The sequence below is a fragment of the Myxococcus sp. AB056 genome (genome assembly GCF_006547365.1).
In the GTDB taxonomy this organism is placed as follows: domain Bacteria; phylum Myxococcota; class Myxococcia; order Myxococcales; family Myxococcaceae; genus Myxococcus; species Myxococcus virescens.
Genome location: NZ_VHLB01000001.1, coordinates 16,925 through 38,500 on the forward strand (window position 1 = coordinate 16,925; position 21,576 = coordinate 38,500).

19 protein-coding genes are annotated in these 21,576 nt (G+C 71.2%); 8 read left to right on the top strand and 11 right to left on the bottom strand.

All coding sequences use genetic code 11. The features are described from left to right. Positions 1–66: 66 nt before the first annotated feature. The 5 genes from FMP39_RS00085 to map all read right to left on the bottom strand — a co-directional run bounded on the left by FMP39_RS00085 (position 67) and on the right by map (position 4,925). Positions 67–927: a hypothetical protein gene (locus FMP39_RS00085; RefSeq protein WP_228557509.1), complete on the bottom strand. Its 861-nt coding sequence runs from the start codon at positions 925–927 to the stop codon at positions 67–69. Continuing rightward, the gene (locus FMP39_RS00090) at positions 924–2,657 is read right to left on the bottom strand and encodes a hypothetical protein (RefSeq protein WP_141588016.1); all 1,734 of its coding nucleotides are present in this window, start codon (positions 2,655–2,657) and stop codon (positions 924–926) included. The genes FMP39_RS00085 and FMP39_RS00090 overlap by 4 nt, the downstream gene beginning before the upstream one ends. Then, on the bottom strand, positions 2,654–3,256 hold the full coding sequence (locus FMP39_RS00095; RefSeq protein WP_141588017.1) for a hypothetical protein: 603 nt from the start codon (positions 3,254–3,256) through the stop codon (positions 2,654–2,656). Before FMP39_RS00095 ends, FMP39_RS00090 begins: the two co-directional genes overlap by 4 nt. A 134-nt stretch (positions 3,257–3,390) precedes the next feature. Then, complete coding sequence (locus FMP39_RS00100; RefSeq protein WP_228557510.1) at positions 3,391–4,047, bottom strand: DUF2231 domain-containing protein; 657 nt, start codon at positions 4,045–4,047, stop codon at positions 3,391–3,393. Positions 4,048–4,142: 95 nt separating this feature from the next. Beyond that, positions 4,143–4,925 carry a type I methionyl aminopeptidase gene (map, locus tag FMP39_RS00105; protein WP_141588019.1) on the bottom strand — a complete coding sequence of 261 codons (783 nt, stop codon included), beginning with the start codon at positions 4,923–4,925 and terminating at the stop codon, positions 4,143–4,145. 77 nt (positions 4,926–5,002) lie between these two features. Here map and FMP39_RS00110 point away from each other — a divergent pair, with 77 nt between their 5' ends. Both FMP39_RS00110 and FMP39_RS00115 read left to right on the top strand, forming a co-directional pair. Continuing rightward, positions 5,003–5,281: a LysR family transcriptional regulator gene (locus FMP39_RS00110; RefSeq protein ID WP_090488753.1), complete on the top strand. Its 279-nt coding sequence runs from the start codon at positions 5,003–5,005 to the stop codon at positions 5,279–5,281. Beyond that, positions 5,278–7,563 carry a TonB-dependent receptor gene (locus tag FMP39_RS00115; RefSeq protein WP_141588020.1) on the top strand — a complete coding sequence of 762 codons (2,286 nt, stop codon included), beginning with the start codon at positions 5,278–5,280 and terminating at the stop codon, positions 7,561–7,563. Before FMP39_RS00110 ends, FMP39_RS00115 begins: the two co-directional genes overlap by 4 nt. 3 nt (positions 7,564–7,566) lie before the next feature. Here FMP39_RS00115 and FMP39_RS00120 read toward each other — a convergent pair whose 3' ends face one another. The 3 genes from FMP39_RS00120 to FMP39_RS00130 form a co-directional block, all read right to left on the bottom strand. Further along, the gene (locus tag FMP39_RS00120) at positions 7,567–9,555 is read right to left on the bottom strand and encodes an ATP-dependent DNA helicase (protein ID WP_141588021.1); all 1,989 of its coding nucleotides are present in this window, start codon (positions 9,553–9,555) and stop codon (positions 7,567–7,569) included. A gap of 163 nt (positions 9,556–9,718) precedes the next feature. Then, positions 9,719–10,474, bottom strand: coding sequence for a hypothetical protein (locus tag FMP39_RS00125; protein ID WP_141588022.1), 756 nt, complete (start codon positions 10,472–10,474; stop codon positions 9,719–9,721). After that, positions 10,471–11,469 carry a site-2 protease family protein gene (locus tag FMP39_RS00130; protein ID WP_194858170.1) on the bottom strand — a complete coding sequence of 333 codons (999 nt, stop codon included), beginning with the start codon at positions 11,467–11,469 and terminating at the stop codon, positions 10,471–10,473. Before FMP39_RS00130 ends, FMP39_RS00125 begins: the two co-directional genes overlap by 4 nt. Before the next feature lie 211 nt (positions 11,470–11,680). On the opposite strand from FMP39_RS00130, the gene FMP39_RS00135 reads away from it, so the two are divergent. From FMP39_RS00135 to FMP39_RS00145, 3 genes are all read left to right on the top strand, one after another. Next, positions 11,681–12,028: a hypothetical protein gene (locus FMP39_RS00135; protein ID WP_011556645.1), complete on the top strand. Its 348-nt coding sequence runs from the start codon at positions 11,681–11,683 to the stop codon at positions 12,026–12,028. Positions 12,029–12,106: 78 nt separating this feature from the next. Then, a complete protein-coding gene (locus FMP39_RS00140; protein WP_141588024.1) occupies positions 12,107–12,910 on the top strand; it encodes a hypothetical protein in 804 nt (267 codons plus the stop codon). 46 nt (positions 12,911–12,956) lie between these two features. Then, complete coding sequence (locus FMP39_RS00145) at positions 12,957–13,673, top strand: HAD family hydrolase (RefSeq protein ID WP_141588025.1); 717 nt, start codon at positions 12,957–12,959, stop codon at positions 13,671–13,673. Positions 13,674–13,730: 57 nt separating this feature from the next. On the opposite strand, the gene FMP39_RS00150 is transcribed toward FMP39_RS00145, so the two are convergent. Beyond that, complete coding sequence (locus FMP39_RS00150) at positions 13,731–14,210, bottom strand: transcriptional regulator (protein ID WP_141588026.1); 480 nt, start codon at positions 14,208–14,210, stop codon at positions 13,731–13,733. Between the two features lie 134 nt (positions 14,211–14,344). Between FMP39_RS00150 and FMP39_RS00155 the strand changes: the two genes are divergently transcribed. After that, a complete protein-coding gene (locus tag FMP39_RS00155; protein WP_228557511.1) occupies positions 14,345–15,454 on the top strand; it encodes a lipid kinase in 1,110 nt (369 codons plus the stop codon). Positions 15,455–15,533: 79 nt separating this feature from the next. After that, entirely contained in the window at positions 15,534–18,383 is a 2,850-nt protein-coding gene (locus tag FMP39_RS00160) for a carboxypeptidase regulatory-like domain-containing protein (RefSeq protein WP_141588027.1), read from the top strand. A 6-nt stretch (positions 18,384–18,389) separates the two neighbouring features. Here FMP39_RS00160 and hrcA read toward each other — a convergent pair whose 3' ends face one another. Next, positions 18,390–19,421, bottom strand: coding sequence for a heat-inducible transcriptional repressor HrcA (hrcA, locus tag FMP39_RS00165; RefSeq protein ID WP_011556651.1), 1,032 nt, complete (start codon positions 19,419–19,421; stop codon positions 18,390–18,392). A 233-nt stretch (positions 19,422–19,654) separates the two neighbouring features. On the opposite strand from hrcA, the gene yedA reads away from it, so the two are divergent. Beyond that, positions 19,655–20,638: a drug/metabolite exporter YedA gene (gene yedA, locus FMP39_RS00170; RefSeq protein ID WP_141588028.1), complete on the top strand. Its 984-nt coding sequence runs from the start codon at positions 19,655–19,657 to the stop codon at positions 20,636–20,638. A gap of 3 nt (positions 20,639–20,641) precedes the next feature. Here the strand turns inward: yedA and FMP39_RS00175 are convergent, their stop codons facing one another. After that, the gene (locus tag FMP39_RS00175; RefSeq protein WP_141588029.1) at positions 20,642–21,547 is read right to left on the bottom strand and encodes an NADP-dependent oxidoreductase; all 906 of its coding nucleotides are present in this window, start codon (positions 21,545–21,547) and stop codon (positions 20,642–20,644) included. Positions 21,548–21,576 lie beyond the last annotated feature (29 nt).

Consider the following 21,576-nt stretch of genomic DNA (forward strand, 5'->3'; position numbering starts at 1 on the left):
ACATACCGGTCCCGCACAACGAGCGGTAAGGCAGACTATTTCCAGGAACGGCATCCACGCCGTGACTCAGGGCCCGGACTGCCCCTGTTCGAGCAGGTCCTCCCGAATCAGCGTGAACACAGCCTGCCCACATCGGCCCTGCATATCCGCCGTGGCACGCGCCACCCGAACGACATAGCGCACACCGTCCAGGGGCAGCGGGGCCGGCTGTCCTACCTCGGCCGTCACGGTGGTCCCCGGGCCTTGCGAACGATTCGCGTGCGTCACACGGAGGTGGACGTCCAGCGCATGCGTCCCAGCCGCCAGCGTGCAGCCCGCGTCCTCCCATTGGAAGCCCAGCTCCGGAACGAGCCCTGGAGGAAGCAGCACGTCTCCCGCGATGGTGGTGGGAGCACTCGGCACCGTGAGCAGCAACAGCCGGCCCTCCGCGTCCCGCAGGGTGTCCCCCGACAACAGCACGGGAACCTCACCATCCTCCTTCGTCGGACAGGACGCGGGCTCGCGATGGCTGGTCCACTGAACGACCTGACCCGTCAGGTCCGCCAGCACGTCCGGCACCTGGAGGCCGTAGCTCACGCCGCCGCGCACCGGCCCCGCCTCGTACTCCAGCACGGAGGCCCACCGGTCCTGGTGCCGGTACGCACCGCGCAACTGCCGGGCGACGGTGAAGCGGCGCTCCAGCCGCGTGTCCGTGCGCTGCTGCGCGGCGTCCTCGGGCTCTTCCTTGAACGCCACGTCCACCTGGGCCGCGCGCCAGACCTGGACACATGGGCTCTCGCGCCGGAGCGAAAAGGCGCGCCTGGCGTCGGGGACCGGCTCGGAGCACTTCATCTGGCAGCCCATCAAGCCGGTCAGGAGGAGCCCCGCGGCGCCGCGCGCCCAGCGCACCGGGGCACGCCAACGGGCCGGACGCGGGCGAATGCTCATGGGCACTCAGCGTACAGCGTCGTTCCGTCGGTCGACACGAAGAAGTCCTGCCCCTCCACCTGTCCCCGCGCCCGCAGCCGCTCCCGCGTGCGCTCCACCTTCAGGCGACGCGCCGCGACGGGTGGCTCCGCGTGGGGCACGCGCGGCTGGAACCGCACCGGCCCTCCCTTGTCGTCCGGAGCGTACTTCGCCAGCAGCGCGCGGTGGGTGCCGTCGTCCGCGTCGCCGTCGTCCAGGAAGTCCAGCTCCACGGCGCCCCACTCATTCACATCGCAGTCGCACGAGCCGCACCCAGGGAAGCCGCATCCCAGGAAGCCGTTCCGACAGGAGACACACTTGCTCTTGGGGGACGCGCTACACGCCGCGCACGCATTGCCTCCGAACGAGTACGTGTGCGAGCCCGGCGAGCCCACGCCGAGCATCTGGTAGCGGTAGTTCATCACGCTGGCGTGCACCACGCTGGTCTGCCCCGCCACGTCGTTGCCGTTGTGGTCCAGCGCCAGGTTGTGGCCCAGCTCGTGGATGAAGGTGCCACGCTGTTCCTGGATGCTCGGGCTGCTCCAGCAGCCCAGGCTGATGATGAGGTCATTGCCCAGCACCTCCGCCTTGCCGGATGAACACGACGTGCTGCTTCCCTGCCGGTAGGCCCACACTGCGTAGTGGAAGTAGGGCCGCCGCTCCGGGTATCCGGTGGAGAACCCGCCCTGCTTCAACGAATAGAAGTCCACGCCGCCGCTGCACGCGCCGAAGCACACCACTTCATGCCAGGGCAGCGCGCTGTCGACGAAGGCATGCAGTCGCACGCCCGCGTCCCGCGCGAACACCGCCGCCGCGTCCGCCACCAGCCCGGCATAGGGCTTCCGCGTGAGATAGGGATTGGTGGGGTGCTCCATCCAATCCACCTCCACGTAGAGGTCCTTCACCGTGGGGCTGCCCCACTCGGAGAAGGAGAAGCCGTCATTGCCGAACAGCTCCAGCGTGTCCGGTATCCCATCCCCGTCCGAGTCCTTCGAGTCCGGGTTCATCCCCACCAGCGGCTCTAGGGCATTGGAGATGCCGTCTTCATCCTCGTCGTTGTCGCTGAAGATGGTGGACCACAGCGCGTCATCGTGGACGAAGCTGGCCGTGCCCGTACTCCCGGGAAAGCGGCCCACCACCACGCGCTGGGCGCCCGCGTTCTGTGTGCTCGCCGCGACGACCAGCGGGTAGGAGCGAGGCCCACTGTCATCGTCGTGTTGCAGGTACTCCGCGTTGGAGCGCAGCAGGAAGACCAGGTGGTCCCCCGCGCCCGGCGTCGTGGACGTAGCCCGGAAGGTGTCCTTCACGTTCCAGGCGAAGCTGAGCGGCACGCCGCCGAAGGGCTGGTTGCTCAGGAGAAGCGCTCCATTGCGATACAGGCTGGCCGTCCCGCCGCGTCCTTCCGCATAGGCGCGCACCCAGACGCGGTAGAGCCCGGAGTCCGGCGCGGTGAACGTCACGCAGGAACGCGCCGCGCCCGCGCAGTCATCGCCCATGGCCACCTGGCTCCAGCCGCCCCGGTCCCGGAGCACGTGAAGGACGGTGTCCGGCGCGGTGCCCGTCAAATCCCGCGTCTCGAAGGTGTACGTCTGCCCCGCGTCCAGCCACGTGCTCAACCAGATGAAGGTGCCCCAGTCACGCGAGGCCACGTAGTGCGGCCCGGCCAGCACCAACGTGGGCGCCAGCAACACCAGCGTAAGGAGCGCCTTCATCGCGTCTCCTCCGCGCGAAAGAAGGCTTCCTTGAAGGCGTCGTGCTGACGCGACCCTTCCTCTGGCGGAAGCGACCGCCACTTCACCTGCTCCACGGTGAGCGCCTGTTGGTAGCGCGCGTCCACTTCGCGCGCGCGGAGGTCCTCGGCCGAGGGCTCCGGCGGCGGGGCCAGCTTCGCCACCAGGTTCAGCGCCGCCAGATAGCGGCGTTCCTTCTCCACGCGTGCTTCGGGCGTGGCGTCCATGAAGGCGCGCTCCGTGCGCGTCACCAGCGCCGCCAGGTCGTCCACCGGCTCTTCTTGAAGCAAGGCCCGTTCGTCCGGCGTCAGCGGCACCAGCGCGCGCGCAGCGAACCGCTCCCACTCCGGCGCTTCGTCGCGAAGGCTCGCCACCTGCACCGAGCGACCGGTGTCATCCTTCGCGGGTTCGACGTGGAAGCGCGGCTCGGCGGCGACCTTGGGGGGAGCCGCGGGCGTCCGGGCGACTTCGCGCGCTGCCTCTTGATTGCCGAGCGCCCACCGGGGGACCAGCAACGAAGCACTCGCTCCGACCAGCATGATGCCCAGCACTACCGCTGCGACTTCCCCTCGTGTGCGCATGCGTCGTCCCCCACTCGCTGGCGCGCAGCTCTAGCGCCATTTGCCGGGGACGGCAAACCCACCCCGCAGCAGTCTGTGCGGGGGTATCCACGTCACGCCGAAGTGTCATGACGTGGACGCCGGAAGGGCGGGCACTACGCCTGAGGCATGGGACGGCCCGGGCCGTGGAACACGGCGACGGGCGAGGACAACGTGAGCGACGCGTCGTCAGGCGCCGTGCCCGCGGCGCCCTTCGCGAGCGGACGCCCACCGGCGAGCACCTCACGCGCACGCGTCACCAGCCACTGCACTCCCCGAAGCGCGTCACGCACCAGCAGCAGCGGCGCGTCGCGCGACAGCAACGCGGGGGCGTTCGCATCGCGCATTGAAGCGGGTTGTCCCACGCCCAGCTCGTAGACCATCTTTCCGCCGAGCGTCGCCGTGCAGAGCGCCAGCCCACAGGCGCCCAGCCCCAACGCCACGGTGACCGCGGTGGGCTCGCGCCGCAGCCGCCACACCGTCACCCCCAAGGCGCCGAGCAGCACGGAGGCGTTGCCCACGCCATGCAGGAACGTCATGTCCCGGGCACGCGGCGTCTCCAGCCGGACCTCCTGGCTGGCCGCCAGTCCCGACACGCCCGCGAGCAAGCCGCCAATGGAGCCAGCCACCCAGATGCGGCGTGCCACCCGGGCCCAGGCGCCGTCGCCCGTCGTCACCGAGATGAGGTCCGCCACCGCCGCCGTGGGAAGCAAGGCCAGTGGCATGTGCACCAGTGCCGGGTGCAGTTCGTACAACAGCATCTCCTTCTTCATCGCGCGGCCTCCTGCCCTTATCCTCCAAGGGTAGGCACCCCGAGGACCCATGGCAGGCATGGCCGCCTGCCCGCCCTCCCAGAGCAGGGAAGCGTTCAGCAGGCGATTTCGAGCGAAAGGGCGAGCTCGGGCTGGGTGAGCACCTCGCAGCCGTCAGGGGTCACCAGGATGGTGTGCTCGAACTGCGCGGACAGGCTGCCGTCCTCGGTCACCACCGTCCAACCGTCGGCCAGGATGCGAATGTCCGGCCGACCCAGGTTCACCATGGGCTCCACGGTGAGGACCATGCCCGAGCGCAGCTTGATGCCCGAGCCGCGCTTTCCGGTATGGGGCACAGTGGGCGGCCCATGCATCTGGTGGCCGATGCCATGCCCACCGAACTCCTCCACCACGCTGCAACCCTCCTTCTTCGCCAGCTCCTCGATGGCCGCGCCGATGTCCCCCAGCCGCGCGCCATGGCGGACGACGGCGATGCCCGCGTCACGGCACCGGCGCGCCGCGTCCACGATGCGACGAGCGTCTTCGGACACCTCGCCAATGAGGAAGGTCGCGGAGGTGTCCCCGTGGAAGCCGTCCAGGCACGTCGTCACGTCCACGTTGATGATGTCCCCACGGACCAGTTGCTCGCCTGCGTTCGGGATGCCGTGACAGACGATGTGGTTGCGGCTGGTACAGACGGTGGCCGGGTAGCCCTTGAACCCCAGTTGGCTGGGCTTGCCACCCCGGCGCGCCGTGTCCTCGCGAACCCACTGGTCGATGTCCGCCGTGGTGACACCAGGGGTCAGCTTCGAGGCAACGAAAGCCAGCGTACCGGCGGCGGCCTGACTCGCTCGGCGCAGACGTTCGACGTCCGCGCCCTTGAACAAGGGAATGCTCATGGCCGCCAAGGTGAGGGGCCAGGGTGCCTGGCGTCCAATGCTGTTTCGGTATGACCGACAGCGCTAGAGTGGCGGACGTGAGCCTTACGCACATCCAGTCCTTCGTCGCCGTTGCCGAGGAGTGCAACGTGGGCAGGGCCGCGCGCCGCCTGCACCTGACGCAGCCGCCGCTCAGCCGTCACATCCAGGCGCTCGAGGACGAACTCGGAGCGCGCCTCTTCGAGCGGACCCGGGGTGGCATGCGCCTGCTCCCCGCGGGCGAAGCCTTCCTGCGGCACGCGCGTCGCATCCTGGCGGAGGTGGACGCCGCAGTGCTCACCGTGCGGGACGTAGCGGGCAACCGCGCCGGCGGATGACGCAGCCGGGTTGGGTGCGTGCGTTCAGCATCAGACGGACAGGCGCCACCTTTGGCGGCGTCATCCGCCCGAAGACCTGGAACCGAGGCGTCGGGCTGCTAGAGCGGGCATCGATGCCCGACCTCCTCGTCACTCATCGGAGTCCTCACGTGCGCCGCATCCGGGTGCTCGCGCCCCTGCTCTGGGCCCTCGCCTCCTCCACGGTGATGGCGGCGCCTGCTCCCGAGGCCCAGGAGGCTCCCGACACGAACGGGCAGCCGCCAACGGATGCGCCCACGCGGGAGCGGACGGAGGCAGCAGACGCTGGGCGGACCGTCGTCACGGGCTCGCGGCGTCCCCGGCCCGCGAGGGACGTGCCCGCCACCACCACGGTCCTCCCCCGCCCGGAAATCGACCGGAGCCCCACGCTGACGCAGGACTCGCTGGTCCGCACCGTGCCCTCCGCCGCCACCTTCCGCCGCACGCCCAGCCTCGTCTCCGACCCGACGGCACAGGGACTCAACCTGCGCGGGCTCGCGCCTTCGGGCGTGGCGCGCAGCCTCGTGCTGCTCGACGGCATTCCCGTCAACGACCCGTTCGGTGGCTGGATTTTCTGGCGCTCACTGCCACGGCTCGGACTCGAGCGCATCGAGGTCGTCCCCAGCGGAGGCTCCGCCCTCTACGGCAGCGGCGCGCTCGGCGGCGTCGTGCAGCTCGTGTCACGCGACATCACCGGAGCGCAGCTCGACGCGGATGCCACCTATGGCAACGCGCATACGGGCATGCTCGCGGCACGCGGCGCGGAGATGTGGAGTCCCGTCCGCGCCTCGCTGGAGGCTGAGCTGCTCGACAGCGACGGCTACCCCATCGTCCGTGCCGCCCAGCGCGGCGCCATCGACGCGGACACACCCAGCAGCCACGCCGTCCTCAACGGACGCATCGAAGCGGATGCCACCGATGCGCTCACCCTCTCCGCCCGCGCCGGCCTCTTCCGCGAGGACCAGAACGGCGGCACCCGGCTCACCACCGCGCGCGTGGAGCTGGCGCACTTCGGCGCGGGCGCACGGCTGCGCACCGCGGACAGCGGCACCTTCACGCTGGACCTCTTCGGCCGCGTGCAGCGCTTCGAACAGGACCGCGCGCGCATCGCCCAGGACCGCTCTTCCGAGGCGCTGACCGCCAGCCAGGACGTACCCGCCAACGACCAGGGCGCGTCCCTCGTCTGGACCGGCCCGTCCTGGACGGCCCTGGGCACGCACGTCCTCACCGCGGGCCTGGATGCGCGCCGCATGGCGGGCACGTCCCGGGAGCAGCTCTTCCCGCCCGCGCCCTCGGAGACCTCCCTCCGCCTGCGCGACACCGGAGGTACCCAACTGTCCGGCGGTGTCTTCATCGAGGACCTCTACACGCCCTCGCCCGCCCTGGAGCTCAGCGCCGCGCTCCGGATGGACGTGTGGCGCAACCAGAACGGTGAGCAGCGTCTGGAGCGCGCCAACGGCGCGGTGGACACGACGCGCTTCGACGACCGCACCGAGCAGCAGCTCAGCCCGCGGTTGGGCCTGCGAGTGCGCCCGCTGGAGGGGCTCACCCTGCGCGCCTCCGCCTACCGTGCGTTCCGCGCCCCCACGCTCAACGAGCTGTACCGCCCCTTCCAGGTGGGCACCATCCTCACCGCCGCCAACGCCCACCTGAGCGAGGAGCGGCTGTGGGGCGCCGAGGCCGGCGTGGAAGCCGAGTCCTCCTCGCTGGGCCTCACCACGCGCGTGACGGGCTTCTGGAACGTGCTCGACGACCCCATCACCAACGTCACGTTGGAGCAGCCGCTTCCGGATGGCTCCTCGCGCCAGCGGGAGAATCTGGGGCAGGCGCGGGTGCGCGGCGTGGAGGCGAGCGTGGACTGGAAGGTGGCACGCCAGTGGACGGCGCTGCTCGCGTACACCTTCGTGGACCCTGTCGTGACGCGCTCGCCCGGGCAGCCTGGGTTGGTGGGCAAGCAGCTCGCCCAGGACCCACGACACCGGGGCACCGCCATCCTCACCTTCCACGACCCCGACATCGTGACGGCCACGGTGCAGTTTCGCGTGACGGGCGCTCAGTTCGAGGACGACCTCAACGAGCGCCCCATGGGTGGCTACGCCGTGGTGGACGTGTCCGCCAGCCGCCGCCTCTTCTGGAAGCTGCACGTCTTCGGCGCGGTGGAGAACCTCTTCGACCGCGAGTACCTCGCGGGCCGCGCCGGGGTGGACACGTTGGGCCCGCCCCTGCTGGCGCGCATCGGCCTGCGGCTGCGCGACGCGCCCTGAGGCTCAGCGGATGGTGCGCACCGGCCGCACCGGGCCGTTGAACCAGCGGCTCAGCGACACCACGTCCTCCATGCGGCGCGCGGGCGGGAGGCTGTCGAGGAAGACGCGGCCATACGCCTTCGTCACGATGCGCCGGTCCAGCATCGCCACGATGCCCCGGTCCGACTGCGTGCGGATGAGCCGGCCGAAGCCCTGCCGCAGCGCCAGCGCCGCGTGCGGGAGCTGGTACTGCTCGAAGGGCTCCTCGCCTCGCTGCTGGAGCTGATTGATGCGCGCGGCCACCAGCGGGTCTCCTGGCGACGCGAAGGGCAGCCGGTCGATGATGACCAGGCTCAGCGCGTCGCCCGGCACGTCGACGCCCTCCCAGAAGCTGTGCGCCGCGAAGAGGACGCTCGGCGTCTCGCGGAAGGCCTCCAGCAACTGCTGCTTGGGACGCTCGCCTTGCAGCAGCGACTGATAGGGCAACCGGGGCGCCACCAGCTCATAGGCCCGCACCATGTTGCGCAGGGACGTGAAGAGCACGAAGGCGCGCCCACCCGTGACTTCGCAGAGGCGCTCAATCTCCTCCGCCGCCTCCTCGATGAAGCCCGGCGCGGACGGGTCCGGCAGGTGCGTGGGCAGGTACAGCGCCGCCTGGGACGGGTAGTCGAAGGGGCTGGGCACCGCCAGCGTCCGCACGCGCGTCACCGGCTGGCCGTCCTCGCCGTACAGGCCCATGCGGTTGGCGAAGAAGTCGAAGCGGCTGTCGGCCGCCAGCGTCGCGGACGTGTACACCACCGTATCCAGCGCGCCGTACATCCGCTCGCGCAGCTCCTTCGCCACGTCGATGGGGCTGGCGCGCAGGAAGAGGCCCTTGCCCCGCTGCTCCGCCCAGTAGACGTGGTCCGAGGACTCGGCCTTCTCCAGGAAGGAGAGCTGCTCCTCCATCTCGTCCGAGCGGCGGGTGATGGCGGCCAGCTCCGGCTCGCGCTCGCCCACCGTGAAGGCGGACAACGCGGCCAGCGCGTCCCGCACGCCCTCCAGCGGCGTGGACAGCTTCGCCATGACCTCCGCGCGCAGCGCCACGGAGGCCTCGTGGCCGGACAGCCCCAACGCCCGGGGCGCCTGCGCGAAGAGCGCATCCGCCCCCGCGCGCAACCGGGCCGCCAGCGCGCGCAGCATGGCGTGGCGGGCGTCGTCCTCTTTCAGCGACGCCACCGCGTCCCGCGCCAGCTCCTCCAGCCGGTAGTTGGACACGCTGCAACCGAAGTGGCCGCTGGCCGCGTCTTCCAGCGCATGGGCCTCATCGAAGATGACGGCCTCGTACCAGGGCAGCACGCCCTCGGTGCGCTTGCCGGAGCTGCGCAGCGCCAGGTCCGCGAAGAAGAGGTGGTGGTTGACCACCAGCAGGTCCGCCTGCTCCGCGCGCTTGCGCATGCGCGTGACGAAGCACGTCTCGTACTGCGGACACTTGGTACCCACGCACGTCTCGGACGTGGTGGACAGGCGCGACCAGGCGCTGAAGGACTCAGGCAGGTCCAACTCGCTGCGGTCGCCGGTGTCCGTCTCCTCCGCCCACGCCTTCAGCTTGGGCCAGTAGCGCGACTCCTCGCGCGAGCCGAACTGCGGCTCCTTGGAGAAGGCGTCATAGCGGTGCAGACAGAGGTAGTTGCTGCGGCCCTTGAGGTACGCGGCCTCGAAGCGCAGGCCCATCTTCTCCCGCATCAGCGGCAGGTCCTTGAAGAAAATCTGGTCCTGCAAGGTCTTCGTGGCCGTGGACACGACCACCCGGCGTCCCGACAGCAGCGCGGGCACCAGGTAGGCAAGCGTCTTGCCCGTGCCGGTCCCCGCCTCGGCCAGCAGGTAGCTGTGCTCGGCGAAGGCCCGCTCCACGGCGCGCGCCATCTGAAGCTGCTCCGGGCGGTGCTCATACGCGGGCAGCGCGACCTCGAGCGCGCCTCCCGGACCGAGCAGGCTGTCGACGGACGGAGGGGTGGAGACGGAGAGCGACATCGGCACCGAGGGGGAGACGGGAAGCGGCCGGACAAAATAGCAGCGACCGCCGTTTCAAGCGCGTTTCCGGCCGCGGTCGCGCCGTCTGGCCCGGGTGGCCGCCTGCTCCTCCGCCAGCGAGCCGCACCGCCCTCGGCGGCACGGCGCCCGGACAGCCCGGCCCTCAGTACCCCGCGCTCAGCGTGCGCAGGTGCTGGAAGACGAGCACGGCCAGCACCAGCACCACGATGAAGCCCACGCCCACCGCCACCGTCTTCAGGCGCCGGAAGACGTTGGGGGTTCCGGCGGGCTCCACCGATGACGGCACCACCAGGGTGGCCCTGCGCACCACCTCATCACGGCCCCGCCGGGCGACGGCATCGTCGGGCGCACGCGCCAGGCGAATCCGGTACAGCCGCCCCGCCATGGCCAGCTCGCCCCGCCCCACCGCCAGCGTCATCACCCGGTCATGGGCGTCCCAGTCCTCCCAGCGTGCCGCCAGCTTGCGCCATGCGTCCGCCAGCACGTCCGACAGGGGGTGCTCCTCGGGCCGGTAGTTGACGTAGACGAGCCCACACTGCGGGCAGGCCAGGGCCTCCTCGCGCCGAGGCGCCACGCACTTGGGACAGACGCCAGGGGGCGGCTCGAAGAGCGCGTCGTCCGTCAGCGGCGCCGACTCCGAACGCACCACCCGCAGGGCCGGCGTCACTGGCGCGGAAGCGCTCCAACTGTCGGAGGGCGGCACCACCGGCACCGCCAGCGACGGCGCAGCCCCCGCGGCGGGAGCAGCCGGCACCTCCGTTCGCGGCGCGGTGGTGACCGGCGGGCCCACGCGGCTGTCCGCGCCGCAGCGGCCACACGTCACCACGAGCCCCCCGGCCTCCATCCGGTAGGTCTCCAGCGGCACGAGCCGCTCGCACGCGTCACACTGGAACTTCATGTCATCACCTGGCGCAGGGGAATGGGCATGGCGCAGCCGATGAGTGCCAGCAGGCACAGCGCGCAGATCCACTTCCGCAGTGGACTGAGCGGCTGCTGGGGTTCCACCACCTCGGGATGGCCGAAGCCTACCAGCTTGCTCGTCACCAGCAGCCACAAGCCCCAGGACGCGGTGACGAAAAGGGTGAGAACCAACAGCACCAACGCCACCGCGCGGCCCACCCAGTGCGCGCGCCGGCCCCACAGCGCATAGGCCAGGTGCCCGCCGTCGAGCTGCCCCACGGGCATCAGGTTCAGCAGCGTGACGAGCAGCCCGAACCAGCCAGCGATGACCACCGGATGGACCAGGATGTCCTTGCCCTCCGGAAGCGGCCCCAGGGCCAGGCGCGTCAGGCCCTGCATCAACAGGCTGTCGCCGAAGAGCGTCTGCACGCCGTTGAAAGGCGTCTCCGGCGCGGGCGGCGCGTTGGTGACGCGGTCCATCACCCAGGTGAAGACGTCCCGGCCAATGGCCCACAGCGAGCCGTCCCCCGGGAAGAGGGTGGACGGGATGTGCTGCGCATCCACCACGGTGGAGTGAGCCAGCCCCCAGAAGAGGATGGGCAGGGCCACCGCCAACCCCGCGAGCGGTCCCGCCGCGCCAATGTCCACCAGGGCGTTGCGGTTCGGGATGCGGTCGCGAATGCGGATGACGGCGCCCAGCGTGCCCACGCCGAGCACCGGCAGCGGGATGAAATATGGCAGGGATGTTTCAACCCGGTGCCAGCGCGCCAACAGGTAGTGCCCCATCTCATGGGTCCCCAGGATGGCCAGCAGCGACAGGCTGAAGGCCAGCGCGCGGAAGGCCGCTTCAGGGGACACCTCTCCCAGTGAGTAGGGCCGCTGGAAATGGAAGTAGAGCAGGTACGAGGTGAAGGTGGTCCCTACCGTCAGCACCAGGAGCAACAGGTGCACCCAGTAACGCGGCGCGGGGCGGGCAGCGGAGACGGTGTCCATGAAGGGAGCCTCGAGGTTGGCTAGCAAGAGGAGGTGTGCATTGCAACGCGCAGCCGCCCAACCGGAGCGATACCAAGTGTCTCGGACGGACCTTGACATGGAGTCGACATCTGCTACGACCCCGCCCGCTTGAAGGTCTCAAGACAACGGCCGGTTGCTCTCCAAGGCGTCCGGCCGCCACACAAGCATCCAATTCAAGAGGGGAAAGAACATGAAGAAGCTCGTCCTGTCCGCCGTTGCCGCCAGCAGCATGGTTGCCTGCACCAGCGTTGAGAGCGCCGTTGTCTCCGGCACGGAGATCGCCTCCAACGGTGAGGCCGTGGCCGTTGTTCAGGCCAACGCCCTGGGCCTGACCGCCATCTTCCACATCGTCGACATCGTGCAGAGCGACCTCGACACCGTCATCAACAAGCTGCTCATCGCCGAGGCCAAGGCCATGGGCGCCTCCAAGGTGGAGCTGCTGACCGCGGGCACCACCGCGCGTCACGGCATCTACGCCCTGACCGGCACCATCATCGGCGTGACCAGCTCCAGCGCCGTGGGCGTGGCGGTCAAGTAGTCCACACCGCGCAAGCCGCGCGGTTCATGCGGAAGGCCCCCTGGCGACAGGCGGGCCTTCTTGCTTTTGTGCCCTCCCATGCGTGAACGCCTCCTCCTGTTGTGTGCCCTGACGGCCCTCACCGGCTGCCCCAAGAAGGGCGGCGATGACGCGGCCACACTGCTGCCCGAAGTCAAAGCCGGGCTCGTCACCCGCGAAGCGAAGCTGAAGAGCTACCGCATCGCCGGCACCGTGCAGGACGCGGGGCTGGAGCCAGTGACATTCACCTTCGAATACCGCGCGCCGCAGCGCCTGCGTGGCACGCTGGGCCCGCCCGCCTCGCGCACCTTCGCGTGGGATGGCGCGCACTTCTTCCAGCAGCTCGACGGGGAGAAGCGCTTCACCACCTTCACGTCGGAGCTGCCGCCCGCGAAGCTCGCCGGCTTCCTGTCGGAGACGTTCCACCCCTTCATGCCGGAGGGTTTCCGGACGCCGCTCCTGCTGAGCCACGCGACGGTCCGCCGCGCCACGCACCCGCTGGCGCCGCAGGCGGTGGAGCTGGTGCAGAAGCTGGACGGTGATGCCGCGGGACTGGAGATGGTCTACGTGCTGCGCTGGCCCCAGTTGGACTTCCTGGGCCGGCGCACCGTCTCACCGGACGGCGCCGCGGCCGAGGAGCGCGTGGAGGAGGAGCACTGCGACGCGGCCTTGTCGCTCTGCGTGCCCAAGCGCCTTGGCCGGTGGCAGGGAGGCAAGCGCGTAGGCGAGACGGTGCTCACGCGCGTGGAGCTGAACGCGGCCCTGCCCAACGACGGCTTCACCCTCTCCGCGCCCGAAGGCTACGACGTACAGACGCGGACACTGGTGGAGTCCACCCCCGCCACCCAGCCCACGGACGGTTGACCGCCACCCTCGGCATCCCCACCTTCGAGGCCGAGGGACAAGGCACATGGTGGAAAACGTCATCTTCGACGTGGATGGAACCCTGGTGGATTCGGTGGACGAGCACGCCGAGGCATGGCGGCGCGCCTTCCTTCACTTCGGCCGGGACATCCCGTTCGCGCACGTGCGCAGCCAGATTGGCAAGGGCGCCGACCAGATCATCCCCGTCTTCTTCAACGACGAGGAAGTGGAGCGCTTCGGCAAGGAGCTGGACGAATACCGCGGCAAGCTGTTCCTGGACGAGTTCCTGCCGAAGGTGCGTCCCTTCCCCCGGGTACGGGAGCTCTTCCAGCGGCTGCGCGCGGGCGGCATCCGCATCGTGCTGGCCTCCAGCGCGAAAGAGCAGGAGCTGAAGCACTACGTGAAACTGTGCGGCATCGAAGGCCTGTTCGAGACGAAGACGAGCGCGGACGAGGTGGACAAGAGCAAGCCCCACCCGGACATCTTCGAGGCCGCCCTGGCGCGGCTGGGCAAGCCTTCTCCGGACGTGACGGTCGTCGTGGGCGACACGCCCTATGACGCGCTCGCCGCCAACAAGTCGAGCCTGCCCTCCGTGGGCGTGCTCGCGGGCGGCTTTCCTCCGGATGACCTGCGCGCCGCGGGCTGCCGCACGCTGGTGAAGGACCCGGCGGCGCTGCTCGCGCGCTACGAGGCGTCCCGGCGCGAATGGCCCTGGAACGAGTCCGGCACCAGCCAGGTGGCCAAGGACGACGAGCGACGCTGAAGCCGCGCCCCCCGCCCTTCCCCACCCCCGCGAGAGGGATGGGGAAGCGGCGGCGTGCTAGGTGCGGGTGCGGCTGCGTGGACCGCGGCTGCTGGTTCCGCGACGCGTGCCGCTCCGGGACTTGGAAGCAGGCCGCTTCGCGGCGGTGGTGGTGCGACGCGCGGTGGCGCGACGAGCCGCGGTGCTCCGGGCAGCGGTGGACTTGGAACCCGAACGCGTGGCTCGAGCAGCGGGCTTGCGCGTGCGGCCGGTGGCGGCGCGACGACGGGTGCCGGCGCGCTTCGCGGCGGTGGCCTTGCCTCCCTTGCGGCCCGCCTTGCGCGCGTTCTTCCGCGCCAGGGGACGGCTGCGCGCGACCTTGGCCTTGCTGCCCGAGCCGCCCTTCTTCATCCCGCCGCCCGTGAGCTTGTTCACGGTAGCCCAGGCCCGGGACTCGGCCGTCTCGTCGGAGACGCCGCGCTTCTCGTAGCCCTCTTCGATGTGCTCGGCCATCCGCTTCTGCTTCGCCGTGTACTTCGCCTTGCTTCCTCGTGCCATGCGACTTGCTCTCCAGGCCTGACTGACACCTGCATGGGGCCAGCTCCAGCGCAGAGGTGGGCAGTCATCCACTCATCCGGAAGCGTGCAGCCGGATGGACTTGTTCACCCGCCGACGCACGCATGCACGCCCACGTGGCACCCGACATCGGGAATGCACCGGAGCACGGGGCGACTCGCCGCGAGGATGCGCGCGCGACACCACCTCGCGTCCCGCTGGTCGGACGGGCAGTGCGTGCACAGATTGGCGGACGACACGAAAGAGGAGGCACCCTGGAACCCGCCCTCATCAAGCCCCCATGCAGGCCCGTCCTGGATGACGGCCCCGCGGTGTTGGTGGTGAATACGCGCTCGCGTTCAGGGCGTGAGGCCTTCGAGACCGCCAGGGAAACACTCGTGGCGCGGGGCGTCTCCATCGTCGAATGCCACGCGCTGTCCCGAGCGGATCGGCTGAACGCGGTGGTGGAGCGGATGGTGGCACGGGGCACCCGCCGCCTCATCGTGGGAGGAGGCGACGGCACCCTGAGCCGCGCGGTGGTCCGGCTGCTGGGCCGCGACGTGACGCTGGGCGTCCTCCCGCTGGGCACTGGCAACGACTTCGCGCGCTCGCTGGGAATTCCGCCCGACATCGAGGCCGCCTGTGACGTCATCGCCCAGGGCTACACGGCCCGCGTGGACGTGGGCCTGGCCAATGGGCGCCCCTTCCTCAACGCGGCCAGCCTGGGACTGGCCACCGGCATCGCCAAGCGGCTGACGAAGCGGCTGAAGCAGCGCGCGGGCAAGCTGGCCTACCCCGTGGCGGCCGCGGCGGAGGTGAAGGACCTGCGCCCCTTCCACATCCGGCTGAAGGCGGATGACCAGGAGCTGGCGCTGGACGTGCTCCAGTTGGTGGTGGGCAACGGCCTCTACCACGGCGCCGGAAACATGGTGGCGCCCGATGCCCGGCTGGATGACCGGCGGCTGGACATCTACGCCATCGCCGCGCCCTCCGCCGCGTCGGGGCACGAAGGGACCGGCCTGGGCCAGCTCCAGGACATCGCCACGTTGATGCGCGTGGCCCTGTCCCTGCGCTCGGGCGAGCACGTGGAGCACCCCGCCGTCACCGCCCTGCGCGCCGCGCGGCTCTACGTGGAGGCCGACCCCGTCCAGGAGGTGAACGCGGACGGCGAGCTCGTGGGCAAGACGCCCATGCGCTTCGAGGTGGCGCCCGCGGCCCTGCGCGTCTACGCGCCCGCGCCCTCCTGAAGTTTCGGTTCACTGCGAGGCTGGCCTACACTGTGGGCAGCCGCGACGGCGACGGCCGGACGCGGGGGAGGCCGAGCCCGTGCGCCATCGAACCCCCTTCTTGATTGCCTTGTGCCTGGCCATCGCGGCGGTGCTGCTGCTGTGGTTCCGCATGCCCGTCCCCGCGGCCCCCGCCGGCGCGCGCCCGGAGGCCGCGGCGTTGACCGCGCCAGCGCCCGTCACCAGCGGCGCCCCGTCCCGCGCCAGCACGCCGCCCACCCCGCCGCTGGAGACCGCCCCCGACGCCGAGCTGGGCGCCTTCGTGGTGCGCGTGGTGGACGCCCAGGGCCCCGTGACGGGCGCGCGCGTGCGGGCCTACCTGCGGGTGGGCGCGGACGGCACCGGGGCCACGCCGTGGCGCCGCGCGGGCGAGGGCACCACGGCGGACGGCGGCGTGCTCCGCCTGCCCGCGGCGCCCGGCGACTACCTGCTGTCCGCGCATGCCCCGGGCCACGGCCCCGTGCGGCTGGAGGCCACGCGTCCGCTCGGCGAGGCAGAGACGGCCGTCGAGCTGCGCCTGCCCGACGGCGTGACGCTGAGCGGGCGCACCGTGGCGGAAGGGCGCGAGGAGCCGGTGCCGCTCGCCTCACTGACGCTGCGGCCCTACCCCGGGACGCCCACGGCCTGGGCGGTCCCCACCGGCTTGCCGGAAGAAGCGGCGGAGACGACGAGTGACGCTCAGGGCCGCTTCGCCTTCACGCAGTTGGCGCCCGGACGCTACGAGCTCACCGCCGAGGCGCCGGGCTTCAGCCGCCGCACCTTGCGCCTGCTCCAGGTGCCGCGGGCCGGTGAAGTCGTCGTGGGGCTCTGGGGCGCGAGCACCCTGGAGGGCTTCGTCGTCGACGCGAAGGGTCAGCCCGTCGCGGACGCGGAGGTGGTGGCGGCGGGAGGCACCGCGCCGGTGCGCGTCACCACCGGGGAAGGCGGCGGCTTCGCGCTGGAGGTCAACGCCGGAACGTGGGTCGTGTCCGCGCGCCGCGGGGACCAGTTGGGCCGCGTGCCGGGGCCGCTGTCCGTCGCGCCGGGCGAGACGCTGCGCGGGCTCGTGGTGACGCTGGGCGCGGCCAGTGGCCTGACGGGCACGGTGTCCACGGTGGAGGGCACGCCGGTGCGCGGGGCCATCCTGGTGGCGTCTCCCGCGGGCGGCCAGGGCGAGCTGGGCCGGGCGGCATCCGAGGACGATGGCGGGTGGCGGATGGATGTCCCTCCCGGCGAGTACGACGTGACGGTGCGCGCGGCGGGAATGACGGGCCGCGTGTTCGAAGCCGTGGTGGTGAACCCGGGCGGCCACACGCCCCTGGACGTGCGGCTGGAGCCCGCGACGGCGGCGCTGGAAGGCCTGGTGGTGGACGCGGAGGGACGGCCGCTGGGAGGCGCGCAGGTGCGCGCCGAACCGTCGTCCTTCTCTGGCGTGGCGCACACGGCGCTCACCGACGCCGAGGGCGCCTGGAAGCTGGAGGGGCTGGAGGCGGGGCCCACCTCCGTGCGCGCGCGGCGCGAGGGCTCGCAGCGGTGGACGTCCCGCATGGAGACGCTGAAGGCGGGCGTCGTCACCCGCGCGGACTTCACCCTGGCGGACTCCGGCTCCGTGTGGGGACAGGTGACGCGCGCGTCGGGCGGGCCGCTGACCGAGCCCGCGCTGGTCCACGCCGTGCCTCGGGGCGGCTCGGGCACGGCCTCCACGGAGACGGACGCGCAGGGCCAGTTCCAGCTGGAATTGCCCGCGGGCGTCTACCAACTGGTCGCGCTGCTCCACCAGACACCCGCCATCTACTTCCACATGGAGAGCGACCCGTTCGTGACGGTGCCTTCGGGCGGCGCCGTGCGGCAGGACCTGCTGTTGAAGGAGGACTCCGTGTTGTCCGGCGTCGTGCTGGAGCCCTCCGGGGTGCCCAGCCCGCTGGCCATCGTGGCCGCCATCCAGGGCGGGGACTTCCCCATGACGCGCAAGGAGCGCGCGGACGAGGCGGGCCAGTTCGCCATGCCGCCGCGCCCCCAGGGCGCCCAGCCCCTGGAGCTGGTGGCCCACAACGCGGGGCGCGTGGGGCGGCTGCCCGCCGCGCATGAGGACCAGGCGCCGCTCACGGTGCGGCTGGAGCCCGCGGCCACCCTGCGCGGGCGCGTGGTGGCGGGCAGCGGCGCGGCACCGGATGGCTTCACCCTGGAGCTGCTTGAGGCCAACGGTGAGGCCCTGCCCTGGGCCGGCGCCTGGCCCACCACGCGGCGCTTCGCTGGCAGCACCTTCTTGCTTCCAGACGCGCCCGCCCAGGCGCTGAAGGTGACGGTGCGCACCGAGGACGGCCGCACGGGCGAAGCCCAGGTGACGCTGCGGCCCGGGGGCACCTCGGACGTGGAGGTGCCGCTCACCGGCGGCGTGGCGTCCATCTCCGGGCGCGCGGTGTGGAGCCGGGGGGGCGGCCCTGCGCCAGGGGTGGCGGTGTTCCTCGACAAGGCCGTGGGCGGGCGCCCGGATGCCTTCACCGGGCAGGACGGACGCTTCCGCCTGAGCGACGTGCGCCCGGGCATCCACACCGTGCGGCTGCTGCCGCCGGAGGGCCGCGTGGAGACGCGCACCGTGAAGGTGGCGGAGGCGGAGGCCACCGACGTGGGTGACGTCACGGTGTCCCCGCGCCGGGCCACGCCGGGCACGCTGGGCGCGGGCTTCAGTGAGGACCGGGGCCACGTCGCCTTCGCGTGGCTGACGCCGGACGGGCCCGCGGCGCGCGCGGGCGTCAACGTGGGGGACCGGCTGGTGGCGGTGGATGGCCAGGTGGTGCGCGACAGCACGGAGGCGGAGTCCCGCACCCGGGGTGCGCCCGGCACGCCCGTGCGGCTCCACGTCCGGCGCGCGAATGGTGAGCAGGAGGTGCTCGTCACCCGCGCGGAGTGAGGCCCGCTACACCTTCTCCAGCACGCGCGACAGCACCTGCGCGGTGAAGTTCACCAGGGGAATCACGCGCCGGTAGTCCATGCGCGTGGGGCCGATGACGCCCACCGTGCCCAGCACCTGCTCCTGGTTTCCGTAGGGGCTGGCGATGACGGTGACGTCGCCGGCCGCGGAGAAGTCGCTCTCCGCGCCAATGAAAATCTGCATCTCGTTGGCCACCTGCACCCGGTCCAGCAGCGAGAGCAGCTTGTGCTTCTCGTCCAGGGCCCTGAAGAGCGCGCGCATGCGCTCCACGTCCGCGAACTCCGGCTGCTCGAAGAAGGAACCCGTGCCCTGGATGAGCATCCGCTCCGTGGACGCCAGGTCCGTGGCCGCCGCGCCCAGCTTCAGCGCCTTGGCCGTCAGCGCGTTGTAGAGCGCCTGCTCCTGGTCCATCTCCGCGCGGATGCGCTCGCGCGCCGACTCCAGCGGCACCTCCCGCAGCAATTCCGACAGGTAGTTGCTCGCCTTGAGCAGCTCGTCGGAAGTGATGGGGAACTCCACGGTAATCGCCTTGTTGTGCACCTGGCCGCTCTGCCCCACCAGGATGGCGAGCACCCGGTCCTCGCGCAGCCGGACGAACTCGATGCGCCGGAACACCGCCGACTCCGGCCGCGGCGCCACCACCACGCCCGCGTGTCGCGTCAGCGAGTGGAGGATGCGGCTGGCCTCGCCCAGCATCTCCGCCAGGTCGGCCTCGTGCGCGAGCCCCGCGTGGATGAGCTCCCTGTCCCGGGGCGTCGGGTCCTTCAGCTTCACCAACGTGTCCACGTAGAAGCGGTAGCCCTGGTCGGTGGGAACACGCCCGGCGGAGGTGTGGGGCTTCTCCAGGAAGCCCAGCTCCTCCAGGTCCGCCAGCACGTTGCGCATGGTGGCGGAGGACACCTCGAACCCCGGCCTGCGGGTGAGCTGCTGACTGCCTACCGGCCCGCCCGTGGAGATGTACTCCTGGACGACCGCCCGGAGGACTTCCTTCTCACGCTCACCCAGCTCTTCGGACATCCCTGGCGCTCACTCCGGAGCCACGGTGCGGCGGCACCTCCGCCCTGGCTCCCTGGGAAAGTCTAAGGAAGCGGCCCCGGGCATTCAATCCAGGAGCCGCCCTGTCCCTACGGGCGACCCGGCGCGACATTCCCGACGCCCACATTCCGGCCAGCCGGACGGCCGCCCCGACGCACGAGCGCGGTGCCCGCCACTGTACTGCTCCGAAAAGGACCCGGCTGTGAGGTGCGGCAATGCCCACATGGCCGGCGAAAATCGCCAACGATACAAGCCGCGCCGTGCTCGCCTCGCGTGCCGCGCCGCTCCCCGCTTCACAGCCAGCCCCCGTCAGCCTGCCCTCCGGAGACGTCCTCCCCGGTGGCCCCAAGCGCGGGTGGCTCATCGCCAGCCTCCTGTCCCTTTATATTATTTGGGGCTCCACCTATCTGGCCATCCGGTGGGCGCTGGAAGGCGGCATGCCGCCTTTCCAGATGTCAGGGGTGCGCTTCGTGCTCGCCGGCGCCCTGCTCTTCGCGGTGCTGTGGCTGCGCGGGGCGCCCATGCCCACGGCCCGTCAGTGGGGCGCCAGCGCGCTGGTGGGGCTGTTGCTGCTGGGCGTGGGCAACGGGGGGCTCGTCTTCGCGCAGCAGTCGGTGCCGTCGGGCGTGGCCGCGCTGGTGGTGGGCAGCCTTCCCTTGTGGACGGCGCTCTTCGGGGGACTCTTCGGCCAGTGGCCCGGGCGCGCGGAGCGCTGGGGACTGGCCGTCGGCTTCGGCGGCATCGTCCTGCTCAACCTGGGCGGTGACATGGGCGGCGGCCTGCTGCCGACGCTGGCGATGCTGGTGTCGCCCATGAGCTGGGCGCTGGGCTCGGTGTGGAGCCGCCGGCTGCCCATGCCACAGGGACTGATGTCCACCGCGGCGCAGATGCTGTGCGGTGGCGTCGTCATGCTGGGCTTCAGCCTGCTGATTGGGGAACGCCCCACCGTCATTCCCACGCCCAAGGCAGTGCTCGCGTTCTTCTACCTCGTCGTCTTCGGCTCGCTGGTGGGCTACAGCGCCTATGGCTACCTGCTGCGCAACGCGCGCCCGTCGCTGGCCACCAGCTACGCCTACGTCAACCCGGTGCTGGCGGTGTTCCTGGGCGGCCTGCTGGCGGGCGAGACGATGACGCCCACGGCCTGGCTGGCCATGGGCGCCATCCTGAGCGCGGTCGTGTTGCTGACGCGCAAGAAGTGACGCTCAGTTGACGAGCAGCACCTTGCCCACACCGCCCTGCTCCGCCAGCTTCTGCGCTTCCTTCACCTGCTCCAGCGGGAAGCGCTTGCTGACGGGGATGACCAGGTCGCCCTTGGCGACGGCCTGCCCCAGTTGCGTCAGGCGGCGCGAGTCCGGGTGCGAGAGGATGGCGCGCACGGTGATTTGCCGGCCCTTGGCCTCGGGAGGCTCACCCAGGACGCTGCCCAGGGTGCCTCCGGGCTTCACCTTCTCCAGCACGCGGGCCACCACCTGGCCGCCCACGGTGTCCGCCACCGCATCCAGCATGGGCAGCTTGGCGAACTCGTCCGCGACGTCGAGCGCGAAGACGCCGTCCACGCCCAGCTTCTGCGCCTCCGCTTTCTGGCTGGCGCGCACGCCGGCCAGCACCTTCGCGCCCCGGGCCTTCGCCGCGAAGACGGCGGCGCGGCCCACCGCCCCCAGCGCGCCGATGACGAGCACCGTGTCCCCCTTCTGGGGGTTCACCGCCTCTTCCATCAGTTGCACGCCGGTGAGCGTGACCAGGGGGAGCGCGGCGGCGTCCTTCAGGTCCATGGACTCGGGGACCTTCGCCCAGGACTCCACGGGCGCGACGACCTTCTCCGCGTAGCCGGCGTTCACCACGCCCATGACGCGGTCACCCGGCTTGAAGTCGCTGACGCCCGGGCCCACCTCCATGACCTCGCCGGCCACGTCCCGTCCGAGGATGGTGGGGAACTGCACGGGCATCACCGCCTTCATGTCCCCGCGTCGAATCTTCCAGTCCACGGGGTTGATGCCCGCGGCGGTGACACGGACCTTCACCTCGCCCGGACCCACCTTCGGCTCGGGCATGTCTTGAACGGCGAGCGCATCCACGTCTCCATAGGACTTGAGCACCACGGCTTTCATGAGCGCCTCCCAAAGCGAAAGAGCTGACG